Below are 23034 nucleotides of genomic sequence, written 5' to 3'. Positions count from 1 at the left end.
TATTCTACTATACGTATGGAAGGCTAAAGCAGTAGCAAAGCTGAGAGAGGAGTCGATGATTCGAATGAGAGTGAATGAACATATTATCAATGCAGCGGTATTGCCCCGGCTCAACCAGCTGCTCCCTAATGATATTTATTTGAATACGATTCGCTTGTATGAAGGGTATGTGGTAGCCAAAGCACAGGTGAAGATGCGCGGTGAGTGGCTGCCTGTACTGTATACACTGCAGCTTGATACGTTCCGATTTGACGCTTCCGGAAGATACATTACACTGATTTACACAGAAGAAGTACAGAAAGAAAAAGTATCGCTTGCACAAAGATTACTACATGAAACTGAAATATTTTTGACGAAAAATTTTACTGGAAAAACGTTGCTGATGGAAGTATTGGCTGGTCAGCAGGATATCCATGTGTCCGATACGCGAATTACCGTACAGTTGGCACCCCTGGCCAGTGTGTATCCAGTTTTGCAGAGCATTACGGTCGATTCGCTTACGATAGAAAGAGAAGCGCTATGTTTGGAAGTGAGCGGTCCGCCAGAGCTTCAGATTGAATCATTGGAGTTCGACTGGATGGAACCGATGAGCGAGATGGAGGCACCGCCATTTGAAAAAGAGACGCACTCTTATATGGATGGAGAATTGGTCGTGCTGGAGCGTGAGCACAAACGCTATTATGATCAGTTGCGGGAAAAGATAGAGAAGTATATGCGGGAGAAGATGGGCGACCAGCGAGCGGAAAAAGCGGCCCCGTACTTGTTGCTTGCTCCGGACTTGTTCGTACTGCTTGCAAGGTTAGCCAAGGATAAACGCATTCCTTTACGTTCGAAATCAATTGCGCTGGCTGCAGTGTTATACTTTATGACGCCGCTTGATATTATTCCTGAGGTATTTATGGGACCAGTAGGATACGCTGATGATATTATCTTTGCTACTCTGGCACTGAATAAAATGTTGGTTGATGTAGACGAGAAGATTATTAATGAACATTGGAACGGTGACAAGAACATTATAGCGGTTATTCGTGATGTGTTAAGCAAGGCTGATTCACTTGTCGGAAAACGCAGTTTTGAGATGATAAAAAAGGTGTTCAAAAACCGCAAATAAAAAATGGCGAAGCCTTGATTGGAGGCTTCGCCATTTTTCTTATTTAGCGATTACTGCCGCTGGTTCTAGGTCTTTAATCATTGCAATTTCATCACAACTTGGGAATTTCGAACAATTAACACAATCCTTCCATACTTTATGTGGCAGTGTTTCTTTTTGTACTACATAGAAAGCGCATTTCTCGAAAAATTCCTGCTGATATGTTAAGGACATGACACGACGCAGCCCAATTTGTTCTGCTTCATCCACCAGATGATTGACCAGCTTTTTGCCGAGCCCTTTTCCCTTTGCTTTTTCCGAAATAGCGAGCGATCGTACTTCGGCTAGATCTTCCCATAAGATATGAAGCCCCCCTACACCAATAACGGTACCTGGTTCGCTGACTTCTCCCTCACTGTCGATGACAACTGAAAAGCAGTGGAGTGTTTCACAGAGCGATAGCTTCGACCGCGGGAGCATCAGACCTTGCTGAGCATATTCGTTAATTAAGGCCATCATTCCATCGAGGTCCTGTATTTTTGCCTTGCGAATAAACATAAAGCTATCCCTCCATAAAAAATTGCTTCTATGCAATAGATTATTGAATAATTATCAGATTAATAATAATAAATATACAGTGTTATCCTTGTTATGTCTATATGTAATGTGAATATAAATGCATTTTTATGAAGTGAAGAAAGTTATTTCTATCTAATCATACAGTAAAAAATTTGAACGGTATTTCCTGCAGCTTAGTGATTATGAAGAAATGGTGAGTATATAAGTGGTCGGTTTGAAGCAGGTACAGTAGGAAAAATGAACAAAACACTAAAATTCCCGTCCATCAATGGGCAGAACATGGTATGATAATACACGATAAGACATGTGTAAAGGGGTCTTGGAATGAGTGAGTTAGTATATACGCCGAGCAGTATGTTAAAAAAAGTGTTTCGCACGGGCGAACGCTCGCTTTCCAGGCAGGAATTAGAAAGCCGCCTGCAGAATACATACGGTACAAGTTTACAGCGTGTGAATCAATCGCCGGCTCAGGTGATTGACGGGGCGCTGGCTGAGGAAATCTCCCCGTTTCATGTAGGAGCTTCCCATGCGGTGATCGAGATGGAAGCCCCGTTTCGCGACCTGATCGCGGAAGAGTTGGTCCGCTATTTCTTGGAGAATAAAGGACCGCTTACGGCTGAGCAGTGTCTGAAAAAACTGCGCCGACAGAATATCATTTCTTATAGTTATGCAGAAAACAAGCTACCACTGTATAAAGATTCGCGCTTTGTCCAATTTGCAGGTTCAGATTTATGGTATCTGGCTCGTTGGGAAATCGCTAATGATCGTCTACACCGTTTTCTTGCAAATAAGCAGATTAAACAATTGCCTCTTACACAATTGCTGCTGATGATGGAACATGAGCTGAATCTGTCGCGTCGTGATTATGTATTCGTGCCAGAAGGCGACGAAAGGTTCCGTGTTATCGAGGGACTGGTACTAATCGATGATGAAGGCGAAGCCGAGAACAGCGGGGATAATGAGGAAAAAGTGCAGTTGCAAACAGAAGAAGTTCAGGCAACAGCATTAGATCAAGAAAGCACCGCAATAACAGAAAACATTCAAAGGGAAGAGGAGGTTGCTATAACGATGGCAAACGATATGAAGACAGCAAGCGTATTTGAAGATGTACTTGTAAATGCGCAGGATTCTACAGAGAAGTTGGAGCAACGTATCAAAGAAATGGAAGAAGAAGTACTGGAACACTTCAAAGGAAACAACATGTCTGCTATTTCGACTCTGGTAGCAGAAAAAGAGAAGTGTGAAGCGATTGTTGCTGCGCTTGAAAAAGTTGTCGAAGCTGTAAATAAATAACGTATGAAGGATGGCCGTAGAGATGGAAGCGATTGAAAAGCTCGACGCATTGCATCGTCGCTTTGAACGTCTGCGGCAGGTTGTCGATCACAAGCGACTGCAAGTGCAGTGGATTGAAGAAGAAGTTCGAATGTGTTTTCAGCAGAATAATGTGCAGGGAATTGCCGAGTTGGCTCGGGAGAGAGACTATCTGTTGGGATGGATTACGGCAATGGAATCATTCATCGTCAAATGGGAACAATATTGGCGAGAATATGATAAAGTATCTGGATGGTTTTCCGCTGGACTGCACGTGCAGGAATAAATGCTGGTAAGGCTGCCTGTCGAGCCTTACCAGTTCCTTTATTTATGGAGAAGAAAGTATATGTCACTGTAAAGAAAGCCACATATACTTTTTTCTTTATCATTTTACTTGAAAAGCGCGCGAGTTTTGTCGGGCCGATCGAAGTGATACAAAACGGTCGTTTGGCTTCGTTGTGGAAAAAGGACGGGTAGCAATGTCTGCGAGTTTTTTTATGCTTGGAATAATTTTTTTTTTCGTTTTTCTAAAAAATACTCTTGTATTGAACCGGTTTTATGTGATAATATAAATCTTGTCGCTGCATTATATAATACAATGTCCCAGTAGCTCAGCTGGATAGAGCAACGGCCTTCTAAGCCGTCGGTCGGGAGTTCGAATCTCTCCTGGGACGCCATACGAATATTAAGCGCTATATTAACGTTTTATCATCGTTAAATCAAACGGTGACAAGACGTTAGTGTAGCGCTTTTTGTATTGTCCGTTGGTGTATACCAGAGACGTACGTGAAACAAAATGACGAACTTGGAGGGGGCTCGGAAAATGAAATGTAAATTTATCGGAGAAAGAGACGCGACGGCCACGTCCAAAGACCGACGGGCTACTAATGTCTGACTTATAAGTATTTGTTACATAATCGAAGAAGCTTTAGATATATTTGTGAAGGCGAGAGATGCGAAGGGAATGTGTCCGCGAACGCTTGGTGATATTACTGGTTACATTATTAAAATCATTCTGTATGCTGCCTAGAGTTACGGGCAACCTAATAGCGCGAAGTACAAGGCTATTGTGGAAAGGGGAATACAACATATGACAGATTTCACAGATCGGGTCATGGTAGATAGACATCTGCGTAAATTAGTACGTTCGGGACCGGATATCACAACGCAAGAGGAACTGATGCAAAAAGAGAATAACGAATTCAACAACCAAGATGAACATAATCACGTAGCTAAAGCGCAAAAACAAATGTCATCACAAGAAACGATTGGAGTACCGCCGCAAGAATAAAAAAGCGCCCTCCAGCGTGGTTAATCGTTAGAGGGCACTTTTCAATTAAGATTTTTTACTCAAATTTTCCTGAGCTATCTTTACAAGTTCCCTCACCATACTCCCACCTAATTTGCCACCAACCTGACCTGCTTGTTTGGAAGTAAGCTGTCCGTTGTATCCCTGTTTTAGAGGAACGCCTACTTCCTTTGCAGCCTCGAATTTAGCATTTGCGGGACTTTGAGTGTTAACTACTTTAGCTTTTAAATTATCCAATTCTTTTCTTGCCTCTGGAACAAGTATTTTATTTCTTCTTGCCATGTTTATTCCTCCTTTGTAGTAGGATTTCCTGCGAGAGGAAAGGGTTATATATTTAAAGGAATATTTTGTAGATAATGTTAATGTTGCGTCAAACCGTTAATCGTTGGTGGATGCTTTACGAAAAGAAGGTAACATTACAGATGATTTATATACGTATTAGACAATGCAATTCTAGGGACTGCGCCGATTTTTTTGTTTATGGATATATTTGTTTTAAAATATGACTTTACATTATCTTGTGCCTTATGATAAGATAATATCCGTTGGAAACAAACGCATGTTTAGTCTGAGGAGCTTCGTTAATCCTTCAGACAGCTTAGATCTTAGACGCACAGTTACCGTTTGACAATACGTTGACATATCGGAAGCATAGTGTTGAAACTTCTAAGTTGTCGGTTAGGGGTTCGAGTCTCTCCTGGGACGTCAGCGAGCCATTAGCTCAGTTGGTAGAGCACCTGACTTTTAATCAGGGTGTCACTGGTTCGAGTCCAGTATGGCTCACCATTTTCTTCATCTTGCATGCGGACGTGGCGGAATCGGCAGACGTGCTAGATTCAGGTTCTAGTGGTAGCAATACCGTGGGGGTTCAAGTCCCTTCGTCCGCACCATTGTTCGTTATAAAGGTATGATGAAGATATTAATATGTGTATAATCTTATAACATAAGAAGTGTGGACAGTCGCTGTTCATCGTCAGATGAATAGAGGAAAGTCCAGGCTCGCCCAGACTGTAATGTCTGGAGTGTTTGTGCCTATCGCAAGGTAGGGCAGTCGGGTTACCGGCTGACGGCGGTGAAATCGGCTACGTTCTTCGGAATATGCCGAAAATAGCCTGAAAGTGCCACAGTGACGAAGCTTTGTCGGAAACGGCAGAGGTGGAACGAGGTAAACCCCGCAAGCGAGCAACCCAAATTTTGGTAGGGGCACTATCCAAAGGGAAACGAACTGGAGGATAGACGGGAATTTATTCCCGTAGATAGATGACTGTCACTTCCGTGTACCAGGCTGGCTGCCGCGATGAGTACGGGAAGTACAAAACCTGGCTTACATCACTTCTTATGGCCGCTATATTTATTGTTATATAAAAACCGTTCCGTAGTTTGGGACGGTTTTTTCTACATGTATTACTACACACCTATTGGTTATCTATATACTGGAAGAAAGAAGGTGAACGCGTAGGCGTGTTCCCTCGTCTTTTTCTTGCAGGGAAGAGCTACGGCCGCTTTGTGGCGCCAAGGCCGGACCGGCAAAACATCTGGGCCTCTCGGTGCGGGAGACAGTTGCCGGTCAGTTTCGTCCTTGGCGTCACACGCTCCACACAGTAAAGAAAACTTGACTGGTGCCGCAGGCAACAGTTCTAGCTACCTTTATACAGCTCTGCTGTAAAAAACAAAGGGGTCGCACGCCGTACGCGTCCTTCTTTTCTATCCATCTATGGATACCAAGGGTGTTGATTGTTCAGACAGGAAAAGACCGCCACAACGGGACACAAACAAGGCCTTTCGTCTCCCTTCCCGAGCGAATGCCCCGGCCAGGCGAAAGAGGACAGCAACTGTCTCCTTCTTCGCATCTGCCCAGATGTTTTGCGGTCCCGCCTGGCGGGGGCAAAAAGCGGCCTTCTATGCTTCAGTGCAGGAGACGAACCGCCGCCCGTTTGGGGCACGGTGTGGTGGCTACCCACTTTGTATGGTACTGGATAATCAACACCCTTATGTATCATTACATAAAAAATGAAGGAGAGGGCGGCCATGCAGTTTACCATTACACCGGAAGCGGTACGGGCTTATAAGAAATACGCAAACTTTCAAGACGGAGAATGTTATCGTCTGTACGTCCGGACAGGCGGTCCCGGTACGGGTGGTCTATTCTATGCGGTGGAAAAGTATTTACCGGAAGAAGTTGGATCTCATGATGCTACGTTTGAAGTAGAAGGGATACGATTCTTCATCCGGGAAGGAGATGCATGGTACTTTGACGGGGGAACGATTACACATAACAAATACTTAGGAGAATACGGCTTTGAATTTTATAATCCTTCGTTGACATAAAGGAGATGCTCTATGAATCGAACGTTGCAATTTGATGAATGGACAGAAGCTGTTCACACATTGTCTGAAGAGACAAAACGAAATCCGCAGGTGGGAGAAGCCCGTGCAGCCGAGTTGTATGCGCAGCTTGCGCACTGGAAGACGCAAATTGATGAAGAGCGGCTGCGACCATTAGAAGCGCTTTTGTATACCACTCTGGGCATTTTGCAATGGAATCATCATCCGCAAGGCGGACGTGCAGTTGAGTGGTTAATGCGTGCAGTTGAGCTTGATTCCTTACAGAACACGGCCTGGAAGTACATACGGGACATTGTACTGGCTAAGCTCGCTTCCTTATTTGAAGATATTTCGTTCTCCCCTCTTCGACAAGTCGATCCATCTGAATATCGGAAGCAGAAAACCATTGAACTCCAGCAGGAGATGCAACGTTTGACAAACGAAATATGGCAAGAAGCAAAGCAGCAAATCGAGCGGGGGAGACAAGCGCAAACGTACCTAGATTCGCATGACACTATTTGGCAGCAAGCTGTTTCGCTCCTTGATGAGTTGCCGGAAGTGGTGCGTGAAGTAGACGGACGCTCGCTTGCATATAGCCGTTCCATTAACGGTTTATTCGCGCCTGAAGAATTTTTGCAGGAATTAAACCATTCTATTGAGAAAATGAATGAATATATCGAAAGATGGAACCGGATATTCTCGTCATACCGTAGAGAAGTGCCTGTAGCCCCTTCCGCATTGGAAAGATTGGATCGACTTATCGGTATGACTGATATTAAACAGCGTATTCGGGATTTGTATTATTTTCTGCTGTATTTGACAAAAAGAAATGAGAAAGGGCTTGCTATGCGCGATCGTATCGGTTTGCATGCGATTTTGATGGGAAATCCGGGCACAGGAAAGACGACGATTGCCCGTTTGCTTGCCGAAATCTACCATGAGTTGGGGCTCTTAGAGCATGCGTCCGTAATCGAAGTGGATCGCTCTCATTTGGTCGGATCATATGTAGGGCATACGGAACAGAAGGTGATGGAAGCTGTACAGCGTGCTGTGGGGGGAGTACTATTCATCGATGAAGCATACAGTTTAAAACGCGCTGGCAGTGCGGAGAACGATTTCGGACAGGTAGCAATCGATACGCTGGTGGCGGCGATGACTGGCGGTGAGTATGCAGGTACATTCGCTGTTGTATTGGCAGGGTATCCAGAGGAGATGCGTACTTTCCTCCGGGCGAATCCGGGTTTGCGCAGCCGATTCCCGGAGAGTGGGCATTTTGTAATGGAGGATTTCACGATGGACGAGCTTACGGCTATCGGACAGCTAGTAGCAAGGGATAATGAGTTCGTAATGACAGAAAGTGCGCTTGCCGCGCTTGAAGAGCGCATTGAGGCTGAAAGAGTGGACACGACATTCGGTAATGCTCGTACGGTAAAAAATATCATCCTGGATGCCATTACGTCGAAAGGTCGAAAATTAGCTCGAACAGAAGAGTTACCCTCTGATGAGTATACGATTTTATATGCGGAAGATTTTGCTCTTCCCGTGCCGAAAGTAAGATCAGCTGCAGAATATTTGGATAGGCTAGTTGGTCTTTCAAGCATAAAAGATGAGATATCGACACTATTTTCATTTTTGTCTATCCAACAAAAAAGAAAAGAACAAGGATTGCTGGCAGTGCCAGTGGAATTACACGCCATATTTTTTGGGAACCCAGGCACCGGAAAATCGACGGTAGCACAAGTGTACGCATCTATTCTGAAAGAAGTCGGCATGCTAAAGCGAGGTCATCTTGTCACTGTAGGACGTGCGGATATGGTCGCCGAATATGTTGGACAGACAGCGGTTAGGACCAAACGAAAAGTCGCAGAAGCGCTCGGCGGGGTGCTGTTTGTCGATGAAGCCCACTCGCTCATTCCTGCTGGAACGAACGATTATAGTACAGAGGCGCTCGATACGCTTGTAGAAGAAATGACAAAGCATAGGGAAAATCTGGTGGTTGTTCTGGCCGGGTATCCCGAGTTGATAAAAGAATTATTGAATACGAATCCGGGGCTTCGTTCCCGTTTCAAGAAACAGTTTCACTTTCCGGATTATTCACCCGAGGAGTTGGTGGAGGTAGCTAAAAGGTATGCTTCCGACATAGGGTATCATCTCTCTCTCACTGCGCTGAGCCGTTTACGGAAAATTTTTACAGAACGAGGCAGAGGCATGAATGGCAATGCTCGACTGGCGCGTACAGTTATTGAGGAGGCGGCACAACGGCAGGCGAGACGGTTGACGGATACTGGACAAACTTCGTTTACAACGGAAGAATTGATGCGGCTTGAAGAAGCGGATGTTTGCGGTATACCCCTGTTACAGTCGGAGCCATTGCATGAGTAACGGAATAGGGGGAGGAGCGTCATGATTATCCGACAAAATGGATGGGTACATCGTCTGCTGGTGGATTTGGCGGGCAAAGCGCAGAAAGTAAAAGAAGAGAAAGATATGCTACAAACGATTATTGACCATGCGTATGAAGGCGTTTTAATCGTTGATCCGAAAGGGCACATTTTGATGGCGAATGAAATGTATGCCGATTTTCTGGGCAAAAAATTGAGCGAGTTGATTGGTAAACATGTAACGGAAGTCATCGAAAACACGCGCATGCATATTGTCGGACAGACAGGAAAGCCGGAGATTGCCCAAATGCAAAAAATCAACGGCCGGGAAATGATCGCAAGCCGAATCCCGGTATTTAATCAGGGAGAAGTAGCAGCGGTCGTCGGTACGGTCATGTTTCAACAGGTGGATGATTTATTTGCCCTTTCCACAAAAATGGAAAATTTACGTAAAGAGCTGAATTATTACAAGAGTGAATTGGATAAACGATTGCAAGCCAAGTATTCATTCGATACGATTCTGGGAACAAGTGATGAACTGGAAAAAGTCAAGCGCCTTGGACAAAGGGTGGCAAAGAGTGATACGACAATATTGCTAAAAGGCGAGAGCGGCACGGGGAAAGAATTATTCGCGCATGCCATCCATCGTGAAAGCTACCGGGGGGCAGGTCCGCTTATCAAGGTAAACTGCGCCGCTATTCCTGATACATTGCTTGAATCGGAATTGTTCGGCTATAAAGAAGGTTCGTTCACCGGGGCGAAGAAGTCCGGAAAAAAAGGAAAGTTCGCATTGGCAAAAGGAGGCACAATTTTTCTCGACGAGATTAGTGAGATGCCCTTGCTGATGCAAGTTAAATTGCTCCGTGTCCTGCAGGAGAAAGAAATCGAACCCATTGGAGCAGACAAGCCGGAGTCGGTGGATGTTCGTATTATCGCGGCGACCAATAAAGATTTGCTCTCGTTAGTAGAGCAAGGAAAATTCCGCCATGACCTATATTATCGTCTAAACGTAGTCATGCTTGATATTCCCCCGCTACGCGGAAGAAAAAGCGATATGGGGCTTCTTATCGAACATTTTTTGGAGAAGCTTACGAAGGAAACGGGAATTTCTGTAGAAGGCATTGAGCAGCAAGCAATGGATGCATTACTGGCATACTCATGGCCGGGGAATATTCGGGAATTGCGCAACGTACTGGAACGCGCTTTATATGTCAAGAACGGTTCTTGTATTACAAAACAGGATCTCCCTACCGATTTTCTTGAAGCTGAACTAACTACAGAAGAAAATGGAGAAGGCGATGGTACGTTGAAAAAGGCTGTAGAGCATGCGGAAGCGTTAGCGATCCGCAGGGCGATCCTGGAGGCTAAGGGCGACAAAATAATGGCGGCAAAGCGATTAGGAATTAGCAAGTCGAGCTTATATGCCAAGCTAGGACGCTATCAGCTCGCAGAATAAGAATAAATCTATGGGACAGATGAAGTAATTTCTTATCTGTCCATTTTTTTGGAATAAAAGTCCTGAAATTCGGAAAAAAGCGAATGGTTTTATGGAAAAAAAGAAGGTTTAGCCCGGTGTTAAGGGAAGTAAAAATAGTAAAGATGCAGGAGCGATAAGATATGTAAATGAATTGTCAAAAAATTGGAGAGGAGTTGGCATGGGATTTGCTTTAAAGAAAATGGTAACGCACAATAAAAGTAAAGAGGAGAGCGAGTGATGAAAAGAAGATAAAATATCTTCACATAAATGTGAAAGCGTTTTACGTTTTTTAGAAAAATATGGGGGAGGAAGCTAGATGGAAATTATTATTATTTTGCTGGCGCTGTTTTTCCTTATGTTTGTCGCATACCGCGGCTTTAGCGTCATTCTGTTTGCACCTATTGCTGCACTGTTTGCAGTATTGCTGACAGATCCGGGACACGTGCTTCCATTTTTCTCAGGCGTTTTCATGGATAAGATGGTTGGTTTTATTAAAAATTATTTTCCTGTGTTTTTATTGGGTGCCATTTTTGGAAAAGTAATTGAGATGTCCGGTTTCGCAAAATCGATTACCAGTGCCGTAATCAAAATTATCGGACCGAGCCGCGCGATGCTGGCAATCGTACTGGTAGGCGCCATTCTAACATACGGCGGAGTTTCCTTATTTGTTGTAGCGTTTGCCGTGTATCCGTTCGCTGCGGAACTGTTTAAGGCGGCTGATATTCCGAAACGCCTCATTCCAGGTACGATCGCCCTTGGTGCATTCACGTTTACAATGGATGCATTCCCAGGAACGCCGCAAATTCAGAATATCATCCCGACGACGTTTTTTAAGACGGACACATGGGCTGCGCCATGGCTCGGTTTAATCGGTGGACTTTTTGTCTTTGTTATTGGTATGATTTATTTAGAATGGAGAAGAAGAAAAGCGAAGGCAGCAGGCGAAGGATATGGAACAGGGCATAAGAACGAGCCGGAACAGCTTGCTGACGAGAAACTGCCGCATCCTATTATTGCCATTCTGCCGCTCATTATTGTGGGCGTATTTAATAAAATCTTCACGAATCTGATTCCACAATTCTATGGCAAGACGTTTGACTTTACGGCAATTAACATCCAGAAAGTAAACCCGGTCGATATCTCGAAAGAGACGGCGATCTGGGCCGTTGAAGGGGCGCTTGTACTAGGGATTCTAACCGTACTTATTTTTTCGTTCAAACGAATCAAAGAGAACTTTAATGCCGGAATTAATGTATCGATTGGTGGCGCAATGCTGGCTACTTTGAATACGGCGTCCGAATATGGATTCGGCGGAATTATCGCATTGCTGCCTGGTTTCAAGGCGGTAAACAATGCGATGGCCAATACGTTTACGGACCCGCTGGTTAATGAAGCGGTCACCACAACGACACTTGCCGGAATTACGGGTTCTGCATCCGGAGGTATGAGCATCGCACTCGCGGCAATGGGTGAAACTTACCTTGAACAGGCGCAGAAGCTCGGTATTAATCCAGAAGTGCTGCATCGTGTCGCATCTATGGCGTCCGGTGGAATGGATACGCTTCCACACAATGGCGCGGTCATTACATTGCTTGCGGTGACTGGGTTAACACATAAACAATCGTATATTGATATTTTTGCGATGACACTTATCAAAACAGTAGCTGTATTCTTTATTATCGCACTTTACTACATGTTTGGTATTGTTTAACTTTTCGCTTGCTTGCAAGCGATTGCAATATGATGTACTACTGCATACTTATAAATCCAGTGAGGAGTGAGTCGAGTGAGTGTATTTACGTCAATTGATGAAGCTTTAAACGGGATTCAGGACGGAGCTACCATTATGGTGGGCGGTTTTGGATTGGTCGGCATTCCCGAAAAATTAATCCTTGGGTTGCGTGACCGGGGAGTACAGGACTTAACGATTATTTCGAATAACTGCGGGGTGGACGACTGGGGTCTTGGCCTGCTTCTACAAAATAAGCAAATCAAGAAAATGATTTCCTCTTACGTTGGTGAAAATAAAGAATTTGAACGACAGTTCTTATCAGGTGAACTAGAAGTAGAGTTGGTGCCTCAGGGCACATTGGCGGAGCGCATTCGTGCGGGCGGCGCAGGTATACCAGCCTTTTATACGCCAGCTGGTGTCGGAACACCACTTGCAGAAGGGCGAGAGGTTCGTACGTTTAATGGTAAGGAATACTTGTTGGAGATGGGATTGACTGCTGATTTTTCACTAATTAAGGCCTGGAAGGGCGATAAAATGGGGAACTTGATATATAACAAGACCTCACGCAACTTCAATCCGATGATGGCGGCGGCCGGTAAAGTTACGATTGCTGAAGTCGAAGAACTCGTAGAGACAGGTGAACTTGAGCCTGATCAAATTCATACACCGAGTGTATATGTGCAACGTATCATTCAATGCGAGAAATACGAGAAACGAATTGAACGCAGAACGGTGCGGCAAGCATAACGAGGAGGGATTACAATGGCATTATCGAGAGAGCAAATCGCAAGACGAGCGGCACAAGAAATCGAAGACGGCTTCTACGTGAATCTGGGAATTGGAATTCCGACACTTGTAGCTAATTACATTCCAGAAGATAAGCATGTTGTGCTGCAATCGGAGAACGGTCTGCTTGGCATTGGACCTTATCCGACGGAAGATGAAGTAGACCCAGAATTGATTAACGCAGGTAAGGAAACCATAACGATGATTCCAGGTTCAAGTATTTTCAACAGTGCTGAATCCTTCGCGATGATCCGTGGTGGTCACATTGATCTGGCCATTCTTGGGGGCATGGAAGTATCGAAAAACGGCGATTTGGCCAACTGGATGATTCCTGGCAAGATGGTAAAAGGCATGGGCGGCGCAATGGATTTAGTACATGGGGCGAAACGGATTATCGTTATTATGGAACATGTCAATAAACATGGTCAGCCGAAAATCCTAAATGAATGTACACTCCCGTTGACAGGTAAAGGCGTCGTTAATCGTATTATTACGGATCGTGCGGTTATCGATGTAACACCGAACGGATTAGAATTGCTAGAGGTGGCGCCGGGCTTTACTGTGCAGGATATCCAAGACTGCACAGAGCCGGAGTTACTCATTTCTCCAAAGCTGGCCAATCAGGCGTAAAGGAGAACAAAGGGAGATAGAGTAGCGTATGACAAATTTAGTGCAAGATAAAGCTGTATTTATTACGGGAGCCGCAAGTGGAATCGGCTTGGAAGTCGCCAAAGAATTCGCTAAAGAAGGCGCAAAAGTGGCCATTAGCGATCTACATTCAGAAGCCGCGAAGGCCGCAGCGGAAGAGCTTGCTGCACAGGGATATACTGCCATTGGCTTAGGATGCAATGTGGCCGAGGAAGCGCAAGTCAAAGCGGCTTTAGATGAGACGGTAGCGCAGTTCGGTCGTCTGGATGTATTGATAAACAATGCAGGGTTGCAATATGTATCGCCAATAGAGGAGTTCCCGACAGAGAAGTTCGAGTTGCTTATTAAAGTGATGCTAGTAGCACCATTTATGGCGATCAAGCATGCATTCCCGATGATGAAAAAGCAAGGGTTCGGCCGTGTCATCAACATGGCATCGATTAACGGACTTATCGGTTTTGCCGGTAAGGCCGCATATAATAGCGCGAAGCACGGCGTCATCGGGTTGACTAAAGTAGCAGCTTTAGAAGGAGCGGCACATGGGATTACGGTTAACGCAATTTGTCCAGGATATGTAGATACACCGCTTGTGCGCAATCAGCTATCCGATCTGGCAAAAACGCGCAATGTGCCTCTGGAGAAAGTATTGGAGGAAGTTATTTATCCGCTTGTCCCCCAGCGCAAATTGCTATCTGTTAAGGAAGTTGCGGATTATGCATTATTTATTGCCAGTGATAAGGCTGCTGGAGTGACTGGTCAGGCTGTAGTTATTGATGGCGGGTATACTGCGCAATAACATAAAAAGTGAACATGTATATGATAAAGAGAACCGCTCCGAAGCTCGGAGCGGTTCTCTTATCGTATAAGAAAGTAGATGATATTTTAAAGTAGAAAAGCACCATCTGTTTTCCTGGCTCCTATTGTTCAGGCGCTGATTCTTTGCCGAAGAATAGCACGGCTAGCACGGCCAACATCGTCATGATAAAGAACATGGTAAATATATACGGGAAGCCAACGCTCATACCGATAAGTAATCCGACAAGATATGGCGCAATAATGCCGGCAATTCGTCCAAAGCCTGCCGCCCAGCCGGTACCAGTTGCACGGAAGGAGGTCGGATACTGCTCTGCCGTATAGGCATAAGTTGCTCCCCAGGCCCCAAGGTTAAAGAAGGAAAGACATATTCCAGAAGCTAACAGCGTCCAAACGTTGGGAGAGAGACCGAACGCCAGAGAAGCGATGGCAGATAGCGTCATAAATGTAATGAGCGTAGGTTTCTTTCCCCATTTGCCTACGAAATAGGCGGCAGTGAAATAACCGGGTATTTGCACTAATGTCATTAGCAATACATATTCAAAGCTCTTAATGAGTGTAAACCCTTTCATAACCATAATGGACGGCATCCATAGCAACATTCCATAATAGGAGAAAACGGAAGCGAACCAGAGCAGCCACAGAACAAAAGTAGTGCGTCGATAGGCAGGAGACCAGAGAAGGCGAATTTTTTCGCTGATTTTCTGTCGATCCGCTTGTCTAGTGAATGCGGGCGTTTCTGGTAGAGCACGTCGCAAATACAGGGCATACAGAGCAGGCAAAGCTCCCATAAATAATGCAATCCGCCAGCCATATTCCGGAATGATAAAATAAGAAATTACGGCTGCAACAAGCGCCCCTGCTGCCCAAAAACTTTGAAGCCAGACGACCCATTTGGCCCGCTCCTGCTGCGGAGAAGATTCTAGTACATACGTTGTAACGACAGGAAGTTCTCCGCCCAGACCGAAGCCGACGATGAAACGTAGTGCCATAAATATCAACAATGTAGTAGCAAGGGCGTTTAATCCGGTTGCAATGCTATAGATTAGAAGAGTAACGATAAACAGTTGCTTGCGCCCGTAACGGTCGGCCCAGACACCAGCCAGTGCTGCGCCCAATGCCATTCCGATGAAGTTAACTGTACCGATAAGGCCCATTTGTGTTGGAGTCAATCCCCATTCCGCTTGTAGCGCGGCGATAACGAAAGAGAGGATGCCGACATCCATGGAATCGAACAGCAGGCCGATTCCAGATATACCTAGTAACTTTAGCGCCTGGCGCTCTTTCTTTTGTGTACTCATATTTTCACCCTTTCTTGTTGTTTTGGTGATACATGTGGTATCGGATGCTACATTGTATTCACTTGTGCACAAATTGCTTATCGGAAGTAAGGACCGGGAAATGTTTATTTTGCGGAGAAAAGGGTATATAAATAAAGTAGAGAAAGATAGTATAAGGAGAGAAAAAAGATGGACAAATATGTAGAGGCGCTGCTCGATCTTGGAGTTTATAAAATTGGCGAGCGTCAGTTATATGAGTGTTCGGAAGATGAAATTAAGCAGATGCTAATCATGACACGCATGAAAGAAGAGATTACAAGTATATCCTTGTAAATATAGCAACGTTTCATATTTGTCCCCTGCTTTGCCTGAGTTTGTAGGTAGAGCAGGGGATTTTATATTTTTGCGAATATGCTACACTGAGAATAAACGAGGTTCAATGAGGTGAAGTATGAACGAAGAGCAGTTGGCGCGGCGAGTCGCTCTGATGATCGAGTCGATTCCAGATGCTTTTTTTAGTGTGGATAAGCGATGGAGAATTACATATGTAAATCGGGAAGCTGAAAAAATCCTGGAGAAGCGCCGAGAAGAACTTCTAGAGAAAAACATGTGGAATGTGTTCCCGGGTATGATGGTATCTTCCTTTCAGAACGAATATTTCAAAGCGATAGCTGAACAGCGAGCAATAGAGTTTGAGGAATACTCGCCTGCATATGATAAATGGTTTGAAATTCATGCAACGCCTTTTTCAGAGGGGCTATGCGTTTATTTTCACGATATTACAGAGCGAAAAAAGACTGATGAACGGCTTTTGCGCGCACTGGAAACGAACAATCATCTTGCTGCGGCGATTGCTAATACAGTAACAGGAGTAACCATTTCTGATCCGAACATGTCCGATAATCCGTTGATTTTTGCTAATAAAGGATTTGAATCGTTGACTGGCTATACTGCCCAAGAAGTACTTGGCCATAATTGCAGATTTCTGCATGGGAAAGAAACAGACGAGAAGACGCTGGACCTCATACGACAGGCGATGCGGGAACGTCAGCCTATTACGGCAGAAGTATTGAACTACCGCAAGGACGGAAGTTATTTCTGGAATGAACTAACCATCAGCCCGGTTTTTAACGAGTCAGATGAGCTACTGTATTTCGTAGGGCTTCAAGCTGATGTTACCCGACGTAAACAAGCGGAGCAAAAGCTGCAGGCAGAGTTAGAACTTGCTAAAGCCGTTCAGCAAAGTGTATTAAGTCCGCCCCTATATGAGTCGAACATAGAGGTAGAAGCGATTTATATTCCGTCTGAGGAACTTGCCGGTGATATGTATTGCTGGTACAAAATCGATTCACATCGCTATGGGATTCTGTTATTGGATGTAGTAGGTCATGGCATTAGCGCATCGCTCATCGGCATGTCTGTACGCTCGCTCCTGCAAGGGCTTATCACCAGGCTAGCAGACCCGGTTAAAGTCATCAAGGAATTAAACAGACATATGCGTAACTTATACGCAGCTCAACAAAAGATGCATCCGTATTATTTTACATGCATTTATGTAGTGGTCAATACGAAAGAAAAAACAATTGAATATGTAAATGCCGGTCATCCTCCAGGAATTATGTGTACGGTGGAGGGGAAGAGCAGATGGCTCGATCGAGGTAGCCTTCCGGTTGGTCTTTTGTCTGATTTTTCTGTGGAAAAAGAAGTGCTCTCTTATCAAACGTCAGCTCGTGTCGTGCTTTATACAGACGGACTTATCGAAGGAAAGAACCAGGCGGCGCTTCAGGTAACCGAGAAGCTGCAGCAATTTTTTTTGCGGCATCGTCATACATCGACGGCAAAAGCGAAGGAGTTAGCAATTGAGACATTCGTTACCGAAAAGAAGAAAGATGACATATGCTTACTTGTCATTACAGTTGATTAGGGCAGCGGAATATGCAGCGAGAAAATACTTGCCGCATATTCCGTTGTTATATTTTTAGGTTATGCGATGTCTACTAATGTATCGAGCTTGCAGATTTGTAGAATGTTTTTCACGGGAAGCGAGCTGTTGATGACGCGAATCTGATAATCTGAAATCAGCGGATGAATCCAACTGATTAAGAATCCTACACCGGTGCTGTCGATGAAGCGAACTTGTTTCAAGTCGATAACGATTTCTTTCGGTTGCTGAGGAATCGCCATTTCTCGTACTTTGGTTTCGATTTGTCGTACAGTTTCAAAATTAATGTCTTCCTTAAATGTAAATATAATTTGATTATTATCTACATTATAATTAATCATTACATTATCCCCTTTGTCTTTCGATATCACTTACGAGCAAACGTAATGTTTGCCGATTCTCCATTTTCATCAAATGTAAAATGTTTGCTGATGCTTTGGATAATATACAGGCCTCGGCCTCTCTGCTGGGCAGGAGAAGGTAATCCTGTCATCAGGCATTTGCGCCAGTCGAAGCCGCTATCTCTATTCGTAATTTTAAGGACAATGTCGCTGTCCGTCCACCGAATCGTGATATGCGTATGGCAATTGGCCGCTGCCTTTGGACTATGGTCAATGATATTAATAAGAATCTCCCATATGCCTAATTGAAGTGAATAATGCAGTAGACATTCTTCTTGAAGAGAAAGTTCGCTACGGAGGTCACGTAAGATAAGTTCTACATACGATTTAACGTTTTCCTTTGCCATATTATGAAAATCATACGTTAGCATTTTTAACCTTTTCCAATAAACTCTTAAGATAGGGATGGCGGTACTCATCCTGATGTTCAAGACGATACAGTTGGCTCCAGAGCGAATTGTATGTAGATTTTACCTGGACAGGAGTAATATCGCCAAAATAGTACTGAAGATGGAGTAGACGCCATTTTACGTAATTTCGATTTTCGTTCACATTGTTGACATTGCCCATATCGATACGAATAATTTGTTCGTTCGCCTCGTGAAGTAACGTATCTGTCATTTCTTCCAATGAGGAGAACTCCCGGCTCTCAAAAGAGAATTTTTTTGTAATCATCCCGTGTCCCACCTATGCCAAAATTTCTTCATTTTCTCCCTTGTTATTTTCCGATGTTAAATTTGTCGTTCAATTGATTGCTCAATAGGCTCAATTCTTCCGCCATCTTAGCTACTTGATCGGATGCTGTGGAAATTTCGGTAAACGTTTGCTGGAAATCAAGAATGTACCTGCTAACGTTCTTGATTTTTTCGCTGTTTGAACGTACCTGAACCGAGGAGTTATTCATAATGCTCATAATGGCCGTGTTAATTTCACGGAAACGGCTTGCTTGCTTGGCAATTTGTTCAAATGAATTCTCAAACGAGCTGACGTTGTTCTGCACCATAGAAATCTGCTCATGAATATGTTCGAGCGCCGATTGGGTTTGCATGGCAAGATTGCGGACTTCTTTGGCGACTACTGTAAAACCACGTCCGTGTTCGCCGGCCCGTGCCGCTTCAATGCTTGCGTTGAGGGAGAGAACGTTTGTTTTGTTTGAAATAGCATGGATAACCTGAACAATTTCCCCTATTTTATTAGCACTTTCAATCAGTTCTTTAGACTTTTCACGTGTCTCATCCATAATTTCTACGATTCGATCGATTTCGTTGAGAGCTGAGCCAATTTCTGTTTTTCCTTCCTCTACGTCCTCTACCATTTGTAGTGAGCTTTCTTGAATGTCGCGTGTTCCGTCAAGCATCTGTACAACATGTGTTTCTTTTTGCCCGATGGAAGCACTTGTTTCTTCTGCAGTGGCAACCAGCATCTCGGATGATTCATTGAGACGATGCTGAATACGCTCGATTTCATTAAGACGCATCATAGAAGATGTATATGAGTCGATGTATGTAGCAATCGCGATTTGCATATCAAATGAGCAGAGGCGCTGGAATGAGGTGAACGCTTCACGAGCCTGATTTACAGCGTTCATCTCACGGAGAAGCAGGGCCAGAACTTCGTTTTGAATGAGTGTATAGGCCCCGATATACCATTCGGGAAATAAATTAATTCGATTATGTACACTACCTATAATTTTTCGGCGCACGATATAATCCTGGCCGATTTCGCCGGATACCATATCAAGCAGATAATGTTCTAGTGTTTGCCGCAGTTTATCGACTGAACTGTGATTATTAATAATAGACATAAGGGCAGGTACTTGCGACAAATTTTCATAGAAGGATGCAACAATGTCAGTTACGTACTTTTCGAAGATAGGTCGGATGGATACAAGACGATGCAAGTCTTCTTCGGTTAGACCGACAAATTTGACTTTGGAAGCTTCCGTGCTATTCATCAGTTCCCGGTAGAACCGGGAGATTTCCGTCGAAGAAGCGACAGATTTTCCGCTGCTGGACACCTGGCCGGGCTCTTGTTTTTTCGTGTTTTTAAAGAAGCCTAGTGCTCCTTTTTCATTACCGAGTAGATGCTTAAACGGACATCCCATTATTTTTTCTTCCCCTTTACGCGTAATATGTGAAATGTAATTGTATGTAATAGAATTATTGATGATTATACCATGACATCCTGATAAAAACTCGTACTTTTATACTAAAAAATTGTAATAATCTTGTATTTATTCAAAAAATGCATTGCATCATGATTCTTTAAGACTGAGTCTGATAACTTAGAAGTATAATTTTACAAACTTTTATATGCAGATGTAGTTTTTTCATTGTATAAGCTTTTTGGTTTAGAAGCAAAGGAAAGAGGGGTAGAGATAAATGTGTTCACTGAAACAAGCTAACTACCACGATAGTTAAGAGTAGAAGGAGGACAATAATATGAATGAAGACAAGAAAATTATCGGAGTATTCCACACGCATGACGAGGCGGTACGCGCAATTGAGACGTTAAAGAACAAAGGGTACCGTTCTGAAGATATTTCCGTTATTGCAAAAGATAGAGACAGAATGGAGTCGATTGAAGAAGAAACGGACACGAAGCTGGAAGAAGGCCTGGCAGCGGGTGCTACAACAGGTGGTGTGCTTGGCGGATTGGCAGGGCTTCTGGTCGGTATTGGGGCATTGGCCATTCCGGGAGTGGGGCCTATCGTGGCGGCTGGTCCGATTGCAGCAACACTTGGAGGAGCTGTCGTAGGCGCAGGTGCAGGTGGATTGGTAGGTGCATTGGTTGGTATGGGTATACCTGAGGACGAAGCAAAAGAATATGAGGAATATCTTAATCAAGGAGAAATTCTGGTTATGGTAGATGCGGATGCCGAACGCGAGCACCATGTATATGATACATTCCGTAACAATAATGCATTGAATTCCCATATGTATGATCCGTATTTAAACGATGCGTCGGTACAGCGCCGGAATAATGATTCATTACTATAAAAAATAGAAGTGCAGAGAGCCTGCAGATAGCAGGCTCTCTACATTTATTTAGCAATAATGTAAAAACAAAACATTGTCATGAGAGGGATGGTTGTGATGGATACGAGTGTAGAAAACACAGTGGCCATCGCTCCGTATTCTTCATCTTTAGAATATCGGGCGAATAGAATGGAGGCCAACGTAAGGGTCGGCATTGTCGACTGTACGATAATAATCTGTGCTACTTCCATTGGTAAGGCAAATATGTGCAGCAGAGATGCAGTTGCTAATGGGAAAATTAGTAATTTTATAATTAGTGGCATGCTCAGTTGATGAAGACTGGTGGTCTGTTTCTTTTTTATTATGGAAGGGATGAGCATACCGATATATATCATAGCAAGCGGAGACGCGAGACTGGCTAGCGTTTCTGTCAGGTTTGCCACACTTTGTGGCGGTTTAATATGCATGACGGCCGCGATCATTCCAACGAAAATAGCTATCATAGGAATATTAATCAGTTCTTTAAGCAAACGAAAGCTAACTCTTTTTTCGCCTTGCAACATCATCACGCCAAGTGTCCAGATAGTAAAATCTAACCCCGCGTCGAATATGGCGGCGAGCAGTGCGCCTTTTGGTCCGAACACTGCGGCGCAGAGCGGAATTCCGATAAAGCCGGTATTGCCTAATCCAGATAGAAGGGCCATCTCTTTCGCTTTATCCGGGGCCACACGCATTCCCCGAGCTGCAATCCAACCAAGTAGGACGCCTAAACAATTGATAACAATGGAACTAAGAAAAATCAACAGAACAAGCATAAGAAATTCTGCATCAATTTCTGTTTGGAATACCCCGTTAAGAATAATACAAGGCATTGCCACATTAATAATAATTGCTATGAGCAGCTGCCGTCTTTCCATCGTAAAAGGAATACGGCGTGCCAGCAGGCTGCCGATGAAAATCATGACTGCCATCATCAGGATGGAAGTCACAACGGTTCCGATCTCCACTTTCTCCCCTTCTTTCTAAATAAAGTGAAACTTCACTCAGTGGAGGTTTTCTTCATTTCCTACTGAGTGTTAGTTAAATGTATCGGACTTTTAGAGACGGTTTATCCCCCATCTAACCTTCCTCTATTTCTTTAAGTCTTGAGGTGGGGGATACTGCCCGTTAAAGCGGGATAAATAAGTTTAGCATAATAAAAGCGGCCTGCTCTTGTAAGAAGAACAGGCCGCTTCAAACGTTTGCCGGATTATACGCTTTTCATACGTTCATAAAGGCCATCGTAAAAGCGAGCTTCAGAGCGAGTGATGTATGCTCCGGCCCGATACATGTGCTCTAAATCCTGAGAGGATGTAAAGCGGGTTAGCACGTTTTTGCATAGTTCATAATGCCGCGGTTCATGATGGTCGGCATGCACTGTCCAGAATGTCGTATTCAGTTTCTGTGCCCGGTTGTAATTCGGATGCTCCAGCCCTTGGCCGATAAGGCCCATAACTTTGCCTGCAAACAGTTCCGAACCGAAACCAATCGAAGCCATTGCTTCAAGCGGCGTAGCGTTACGCAGGAAAGAAATAAATGTATTTACTGCTTCTTTTGAAGCTGGAGAGACCGGATAATCCGGCACGTATTTTTCGTTCGTCGGCACATCGGGTGCTGCCGTAATCATAAAGGAATGGTATAGACGGGAGTGGTAGCTTTTCGGATTGCCACGTCCGCCTTCATCCCATAAGTTGTCGACAAGTGGAACCCACCAATCGTCTTCAGGTTCGACGGCCGCAATGGCTGCGCCGAGCACGCGCGGGAAATTACGGCTGTAATAGCTGTATTGAAGCGCGAATTCCCGCACCTGCGCAGGTGTCCATTCACCAGCAAGCAGTGTCTGCATGAATTCCCCTTGTATAATTTCCGTTTCGACAATATCCCAGATTTTCTCCTCGATTTGTTCATAGCTTGTAATGGCCATGTGACAAACCCCTCCTTAC

General features: G+C 44.3%; 24 protein-coding genes, 3 tRNA genes and 1 other RNA gene. 18 read left to right on the top strand and 10 right to left on the bottom strand.

Annotation, left to right across the window (positions count from 1 at the left end):
* Nucleotides 1–55 precede the first annotated feature (55 nt).
* The gene (locus AF333_RS36315; RefSeq protein ID WP_235356707.1) at nt 56–1111 is read left to right on the top strand and encodes a YkvA family protein; all 1056 of its coding nucleotides are present in this window, start codon (nt 56–58) and stop codon (nt 1109–1111) included.
* A 39-nt stretch (nt 1112–1150) separates the two neighbouring features.
* On the opposite strand, the gene AF333_RS25065 is transcribed toward AF333_RS36315, so the two are convergent.
* Nucleotides 1151–1648 carry an N-acetyltransferase gene (locus tag AF333_RS25065; protein WP_043068133.1) on the bottom strand — a complete coding sequence of 166 codons (498 nt, stop codon included), beginning with the start codon at nt 1646–1648 and terminating at the stop codon, nt 1151–1153.
* Nucleotides 1649–1993: 345 nt separating this feature from the next.
* Here AF333_RS25065 and AF333_RS25060 point away from each other — a divergent pair, with 345 nt between their 5' ends.
* From AF333_RS25060 to AF333_RS25045, 4 genes are all read left to right on the top strand, one after another.
* Nucleotides 1994–2962, top strand: a complete 969-nt coding sequence (locus tag AF333_RS25060) for a hypothetical protein (RefSeq protein WP_043068132.1) — start codon at nt 1994–1996, stop codon at nt 2960–2962.
* Nucleotides 2963–2984: 22 nt separating this feature from the next.
* Nucleotides 2985–3266 (top strand): hypothetical protein, encoded by a 282-nt coding sequence (locus tag AF333_RS25055; RefSeq protein ID WP_043068131.1) that lies wholly within the window; start codon nt 2985–2987, stop codon nt 3264–3266.
* A gap of 314 nt (nt 3267–3580) precedes the next feature.
* Nucleotides 3581–3657: transfer RNA gene (locus AF333_RS25050), tRNA-Arg, on the top strand.
* Nucleotides 3658–4070: 413 nt separating this feature from the next.
* Complete coding sequence (locus AF333_RS25045; protein WP_043068130.1) at nt 4071–4271, top strand: hypothetical protein; 201 nt, start codon at nt 4071–4073, stop codon at nt 4269–4271.
* Nucleotides 4272–4316: 45 nt separating this feature from the next.
* On the opposite strand, the gene AF333_RS25040 is transcribed toward AF333_RS25045, so the two are convergent.
* Nucleotides 4317–4571, bottom strand: coding sequence for an alpha/beta-type small acid-soluble spore protein (locus tag AF333_RS25040; protein WP_043068129.1), 255 nt, complete (start codon nt 4569–4571; stop codon nt 4317–4319).
* A gap of 428 nt (nt 4572–4999) precedes the next feature.
* Between AF333_RS25040 and AF333_RS25035 the strand changes: the two genes are divergently transcribed.
* From AF333_RS25035 to rnpB, 3 genes are all read left to right on the top strand, one after another.
* A tRNA-Lys gene (locus AF333_RS25035) sits at nt 5000–5075 on the top strand.
* Between the two features lie 17 nt (nt 5076–5092).
* Nucleotides 5093–5179 (top strand) — tRNA-Leu (locus tag AF333_RS25030).
* Nucleotides 5180–5237: 58 nt separating this feature from the next.
* An RNA gene (gene rnpB, locus AF333_RS32400) (RNase P RNA component class B) lies at nt 5238–5621 on the top strand.
* A 380-nt stretch (nt 5622–6001) separates the two neighbouring features.
* Here the strand turns inward: rnpB and AF333_RS36310 are convergent.
* Complete coding sequence (locus AF333_RS36310) at nt 6002–6289, bottom strand: hypothetical protein (RefSeq protein WP_235496968.1); 288 nt, start codon at nt 6287–6289, stop codon at nt 6002–6004.
* A gap of 28 nt (nt 6290–6317) precedes the next feature.
* Between AF333_RS36310 and AF333_RS25025 the strand changes: the two genes are divergently transcribed.
* The 7 genes from AF333_RS25025 to AF333_RS24995 all read left to right on the top strand — a co-directional run bounded on the left by AF333_RS25025 (nt 6318) and on the right by AF333_RS24995 (nt 14434).
* Nucleotides 6318–6617, top strand: coding sequence for an iron-sulfur cluster biosynthesis family protein (locus AF333_RS25025; protein WP_043068128.1), 300 nt, complete (start codon nt 6318–6320; stop codon nt 6615–6617).
* A 12-nt stretch (nt 6618–6629) separates the two neighbouring features.
* A complete protein-coding gene (locus tag AF333_RS25020; RefSeq protein ID WP_052812347.1) occupies nt 6630–8996 on the top strand; it encodes an AAA family ATPase in 2367 nt (788 codons plus the stop codon).
* A 21-nt stretch (nt 8997–9017) separates the two neighbouring features.
* Nucleotides 9018–10451, top strand: coding sequence for a sigma-54 interaction domain-containing protein (locus tag AF333_RS25015; RefSeq protein ID WP_080787932.1), 1434 nt, complete (start codon nt 9018–9020; stop codon nt 10449–10451).
* A 337-nt stretch (nt 10452–10788) separates the two neighbouring features.
* Nucleotides 10789–12183: a GntP family permease gene (locus AF333_RS25010; RefSeq protein ID WP_043068127.1), complete on the top strand. Its 1395-nt coding sequence runs from the start codon at nt 10789–10791 to the stop codon at nt 12181–12183.
* A gap of 75 nt (nt 12184–12258) precedes the next feature.
* The gene (locus tag AF333_RS25005) at nt 12259–12951 is read left to right on the top strand and encodes a CoA transferase subunit A (protein WP_043068126.1); all 693 of its coding nucleotides are present in this window, start codon (nt 12259–12261) and stop codon (nt 12949–12951) included.
* Nucleotides 12952–12966: 15 nt separating this feature from the next.
* Nucleotides 12967–13620 (top strand): CoA transferase subunit B, encoded by a 654-nt coding sequence (locus tag AF333_RS25000; RefSeq protein WP_043068125.1) that lies wholly within the window; start codon nt 12967–12969, stop codon nt 13618–13620.
* A gap of 28 nt (nt 13621–13648) precedes the next feature.
* A complete protein-coding gene (locus AF333_RS24995; protein WP_043068124.1) occupies nt 13649–14434 on the top strand; it encodes a 3-hydroxybutyrate dehydrogenase in 786 nt (261 codons plus the stop codon).
* Nucleotides 14435–14555: 121 nt separating this feature from the next.
* Here the strand turns inward: AF333_RS24995 and AF333_RS24990 are convergent, their stop codons facing one another.
* Nucleotides 14556–15752, bottom strand: coding sequence for an MFS transporter (locus AF333_RS24990; RefSeq protein ID WP_043068123.1), 1197 nt, complete (start codon nt 15750–15752; stop codon nt 14556–14558).
* Between the two features lie 168 nt (nt 15753–15920).
* On the opposite strand from AF333_RS24990, the gene fbpA reads away from it, so the two are divergent.
* Both fbpA and AF333_RS24985 read left to right on the top strand, forming a co-directional pair.
* Nucleotides 15921–16064 (top strand): Fur-regulated basic protein FbpA, encoded by a 144-nt coding sequence (fbpA, locus tag AF333_RS33220; protein ID WP_139188834.1) that lies wholly within the window; start codon nt 15921–15923, stop codon nt 16062–16064.
* A 118-nt stretch (nt 16065–16182) separates the two neighbouring features.
* Nucleotides 16183–17655 carry a SpoIIE family protein phosphatase gene (locus AF333_RS24985; RefSeq protein WP_052812346.1) on the top strand — a complete coding sequence of 491 codons (1473 nt, stop codon included), beginning with the start codon at nt 16183–16185 and terminating at the stop codon, nt 17653–17655.
* Nucleotides 17656–17714: 59 nt separating this feature from the next.
* On the opposite strand, the gene AF333_RS24980 is transcribed toward AF333_RS24985, so the two are convergent.
* Genes AF333_RS24980 through AF333_RS24965 form a run of 4 tightly spaced genes read right to left on the bottom strand, consistent with a single transcriptional unit; the run spans nt 17715 to nt 20178 of the window.
* On the bottom strand, nt 17715–18014 hold the full coding sequence (locus tag AF333_RS24980) for an STAS domain-containing protein (protein ID WP_043068122.1): 300 nt from the start codon (nt 18012–18014) through the stop codon (nt 17715–17717).
* A 26-nt stretch (nt 18015–18040) separates the two neighbouring features.
* Nucleotides 18041–18445 (bottom strand): ATP-binding protein, encoded by a 405-nt coding sequence (locus tag AF333_RS24975; protein ID WP_052520536.1) that lies wholly within the window; start codon nt 18443–18445, stop codon nt 18041–18043.
* The gene (locus tag AF333_RS24970) at nt 18432–18749 is read right to left on the bottom strand and encodes a hypothetical protein (protein ID WP_043068121.1); all 318 of its coding nucleotides are present in this window, start codon (nt 18747–18749) and stop codon (nt 18432–18434) included. Before AF333_RS24970 ends, AF333_RS24975 begins: the two co-directional genes overlap by 14 nt.
* Nucleotides 18750–18792: 43 nt before the next feature.
* Nucleotides 18793–20178, bottom strand: a complete 1386-nt coding sequence (locus AF333_RS24965; RefSeq protein WP_043068120.1) for a globin-coupled sensor protein — start codon at nt 20176–20178, stop codon at nt 18793–18795.
* A gap of 337 nt (nt 20179–20515) precedes the next feature.
* Between AF333_RS24965 and AF333_RS24960 the strand changes: the two genes are divergently transcribed.
* Nucleotides 20516–21073 (top strand): general stress protein, encoded by a 558-nt coding sequence (locus AF333_RS24960; protein ID WP_043068119.1) that lies wholly within the window; start codon nt 20516–20518, stop codon nt 21071–21073.
* Nucleotides 21074–21117: 44 nt separating this feature from the next.
* Here AF333_RS24960 and AF333_RS24955 read toward each other — a convergent pair whose 3' ends face one another.
* Together AF333_RS24955 and AF333_RS24950 are read right to left on the bottom strand one after the other, a co-directional pair.
* A complete protein-coding gene (locus tag AF333_RS24955; protein WP_043068118.1) occupies nt 21118–22059 on the bottom strand; it encodes an AEC family transporter in 942 nt (313 codons plus the stop codon).
* A 242-nt stretch (nt 22060–22301) separates the two neighbouring features.
* Nucleotides 22302–23015, bottom strand: a complete 714-nt coding sequence (locus AF333_RS24950) for a TenA family transcriptional regulator (RefSeq protein WP_043068117.1) — start codon at nt 23013–23015, stop codon at nt 22302–22304.
* Between the last annotated feature and the right edge of the window lie 19 nt (nt 23016–23034).

The organism is Aneurinibacillus migulanus, from assembly GCF_001274715.1.
Lineage (GTDB): Bacteria > Bacillota > Bacilli > Aneurinibacillales > Aneurinibacillaceae > Aneurinibacillus > Aneurinibacillus migulanus.
The sequence above is the reverse complement of the archived record's forward strand: the minus strand, read 5'-3'. Positions and strand labels throughout refer to the sequence as shown.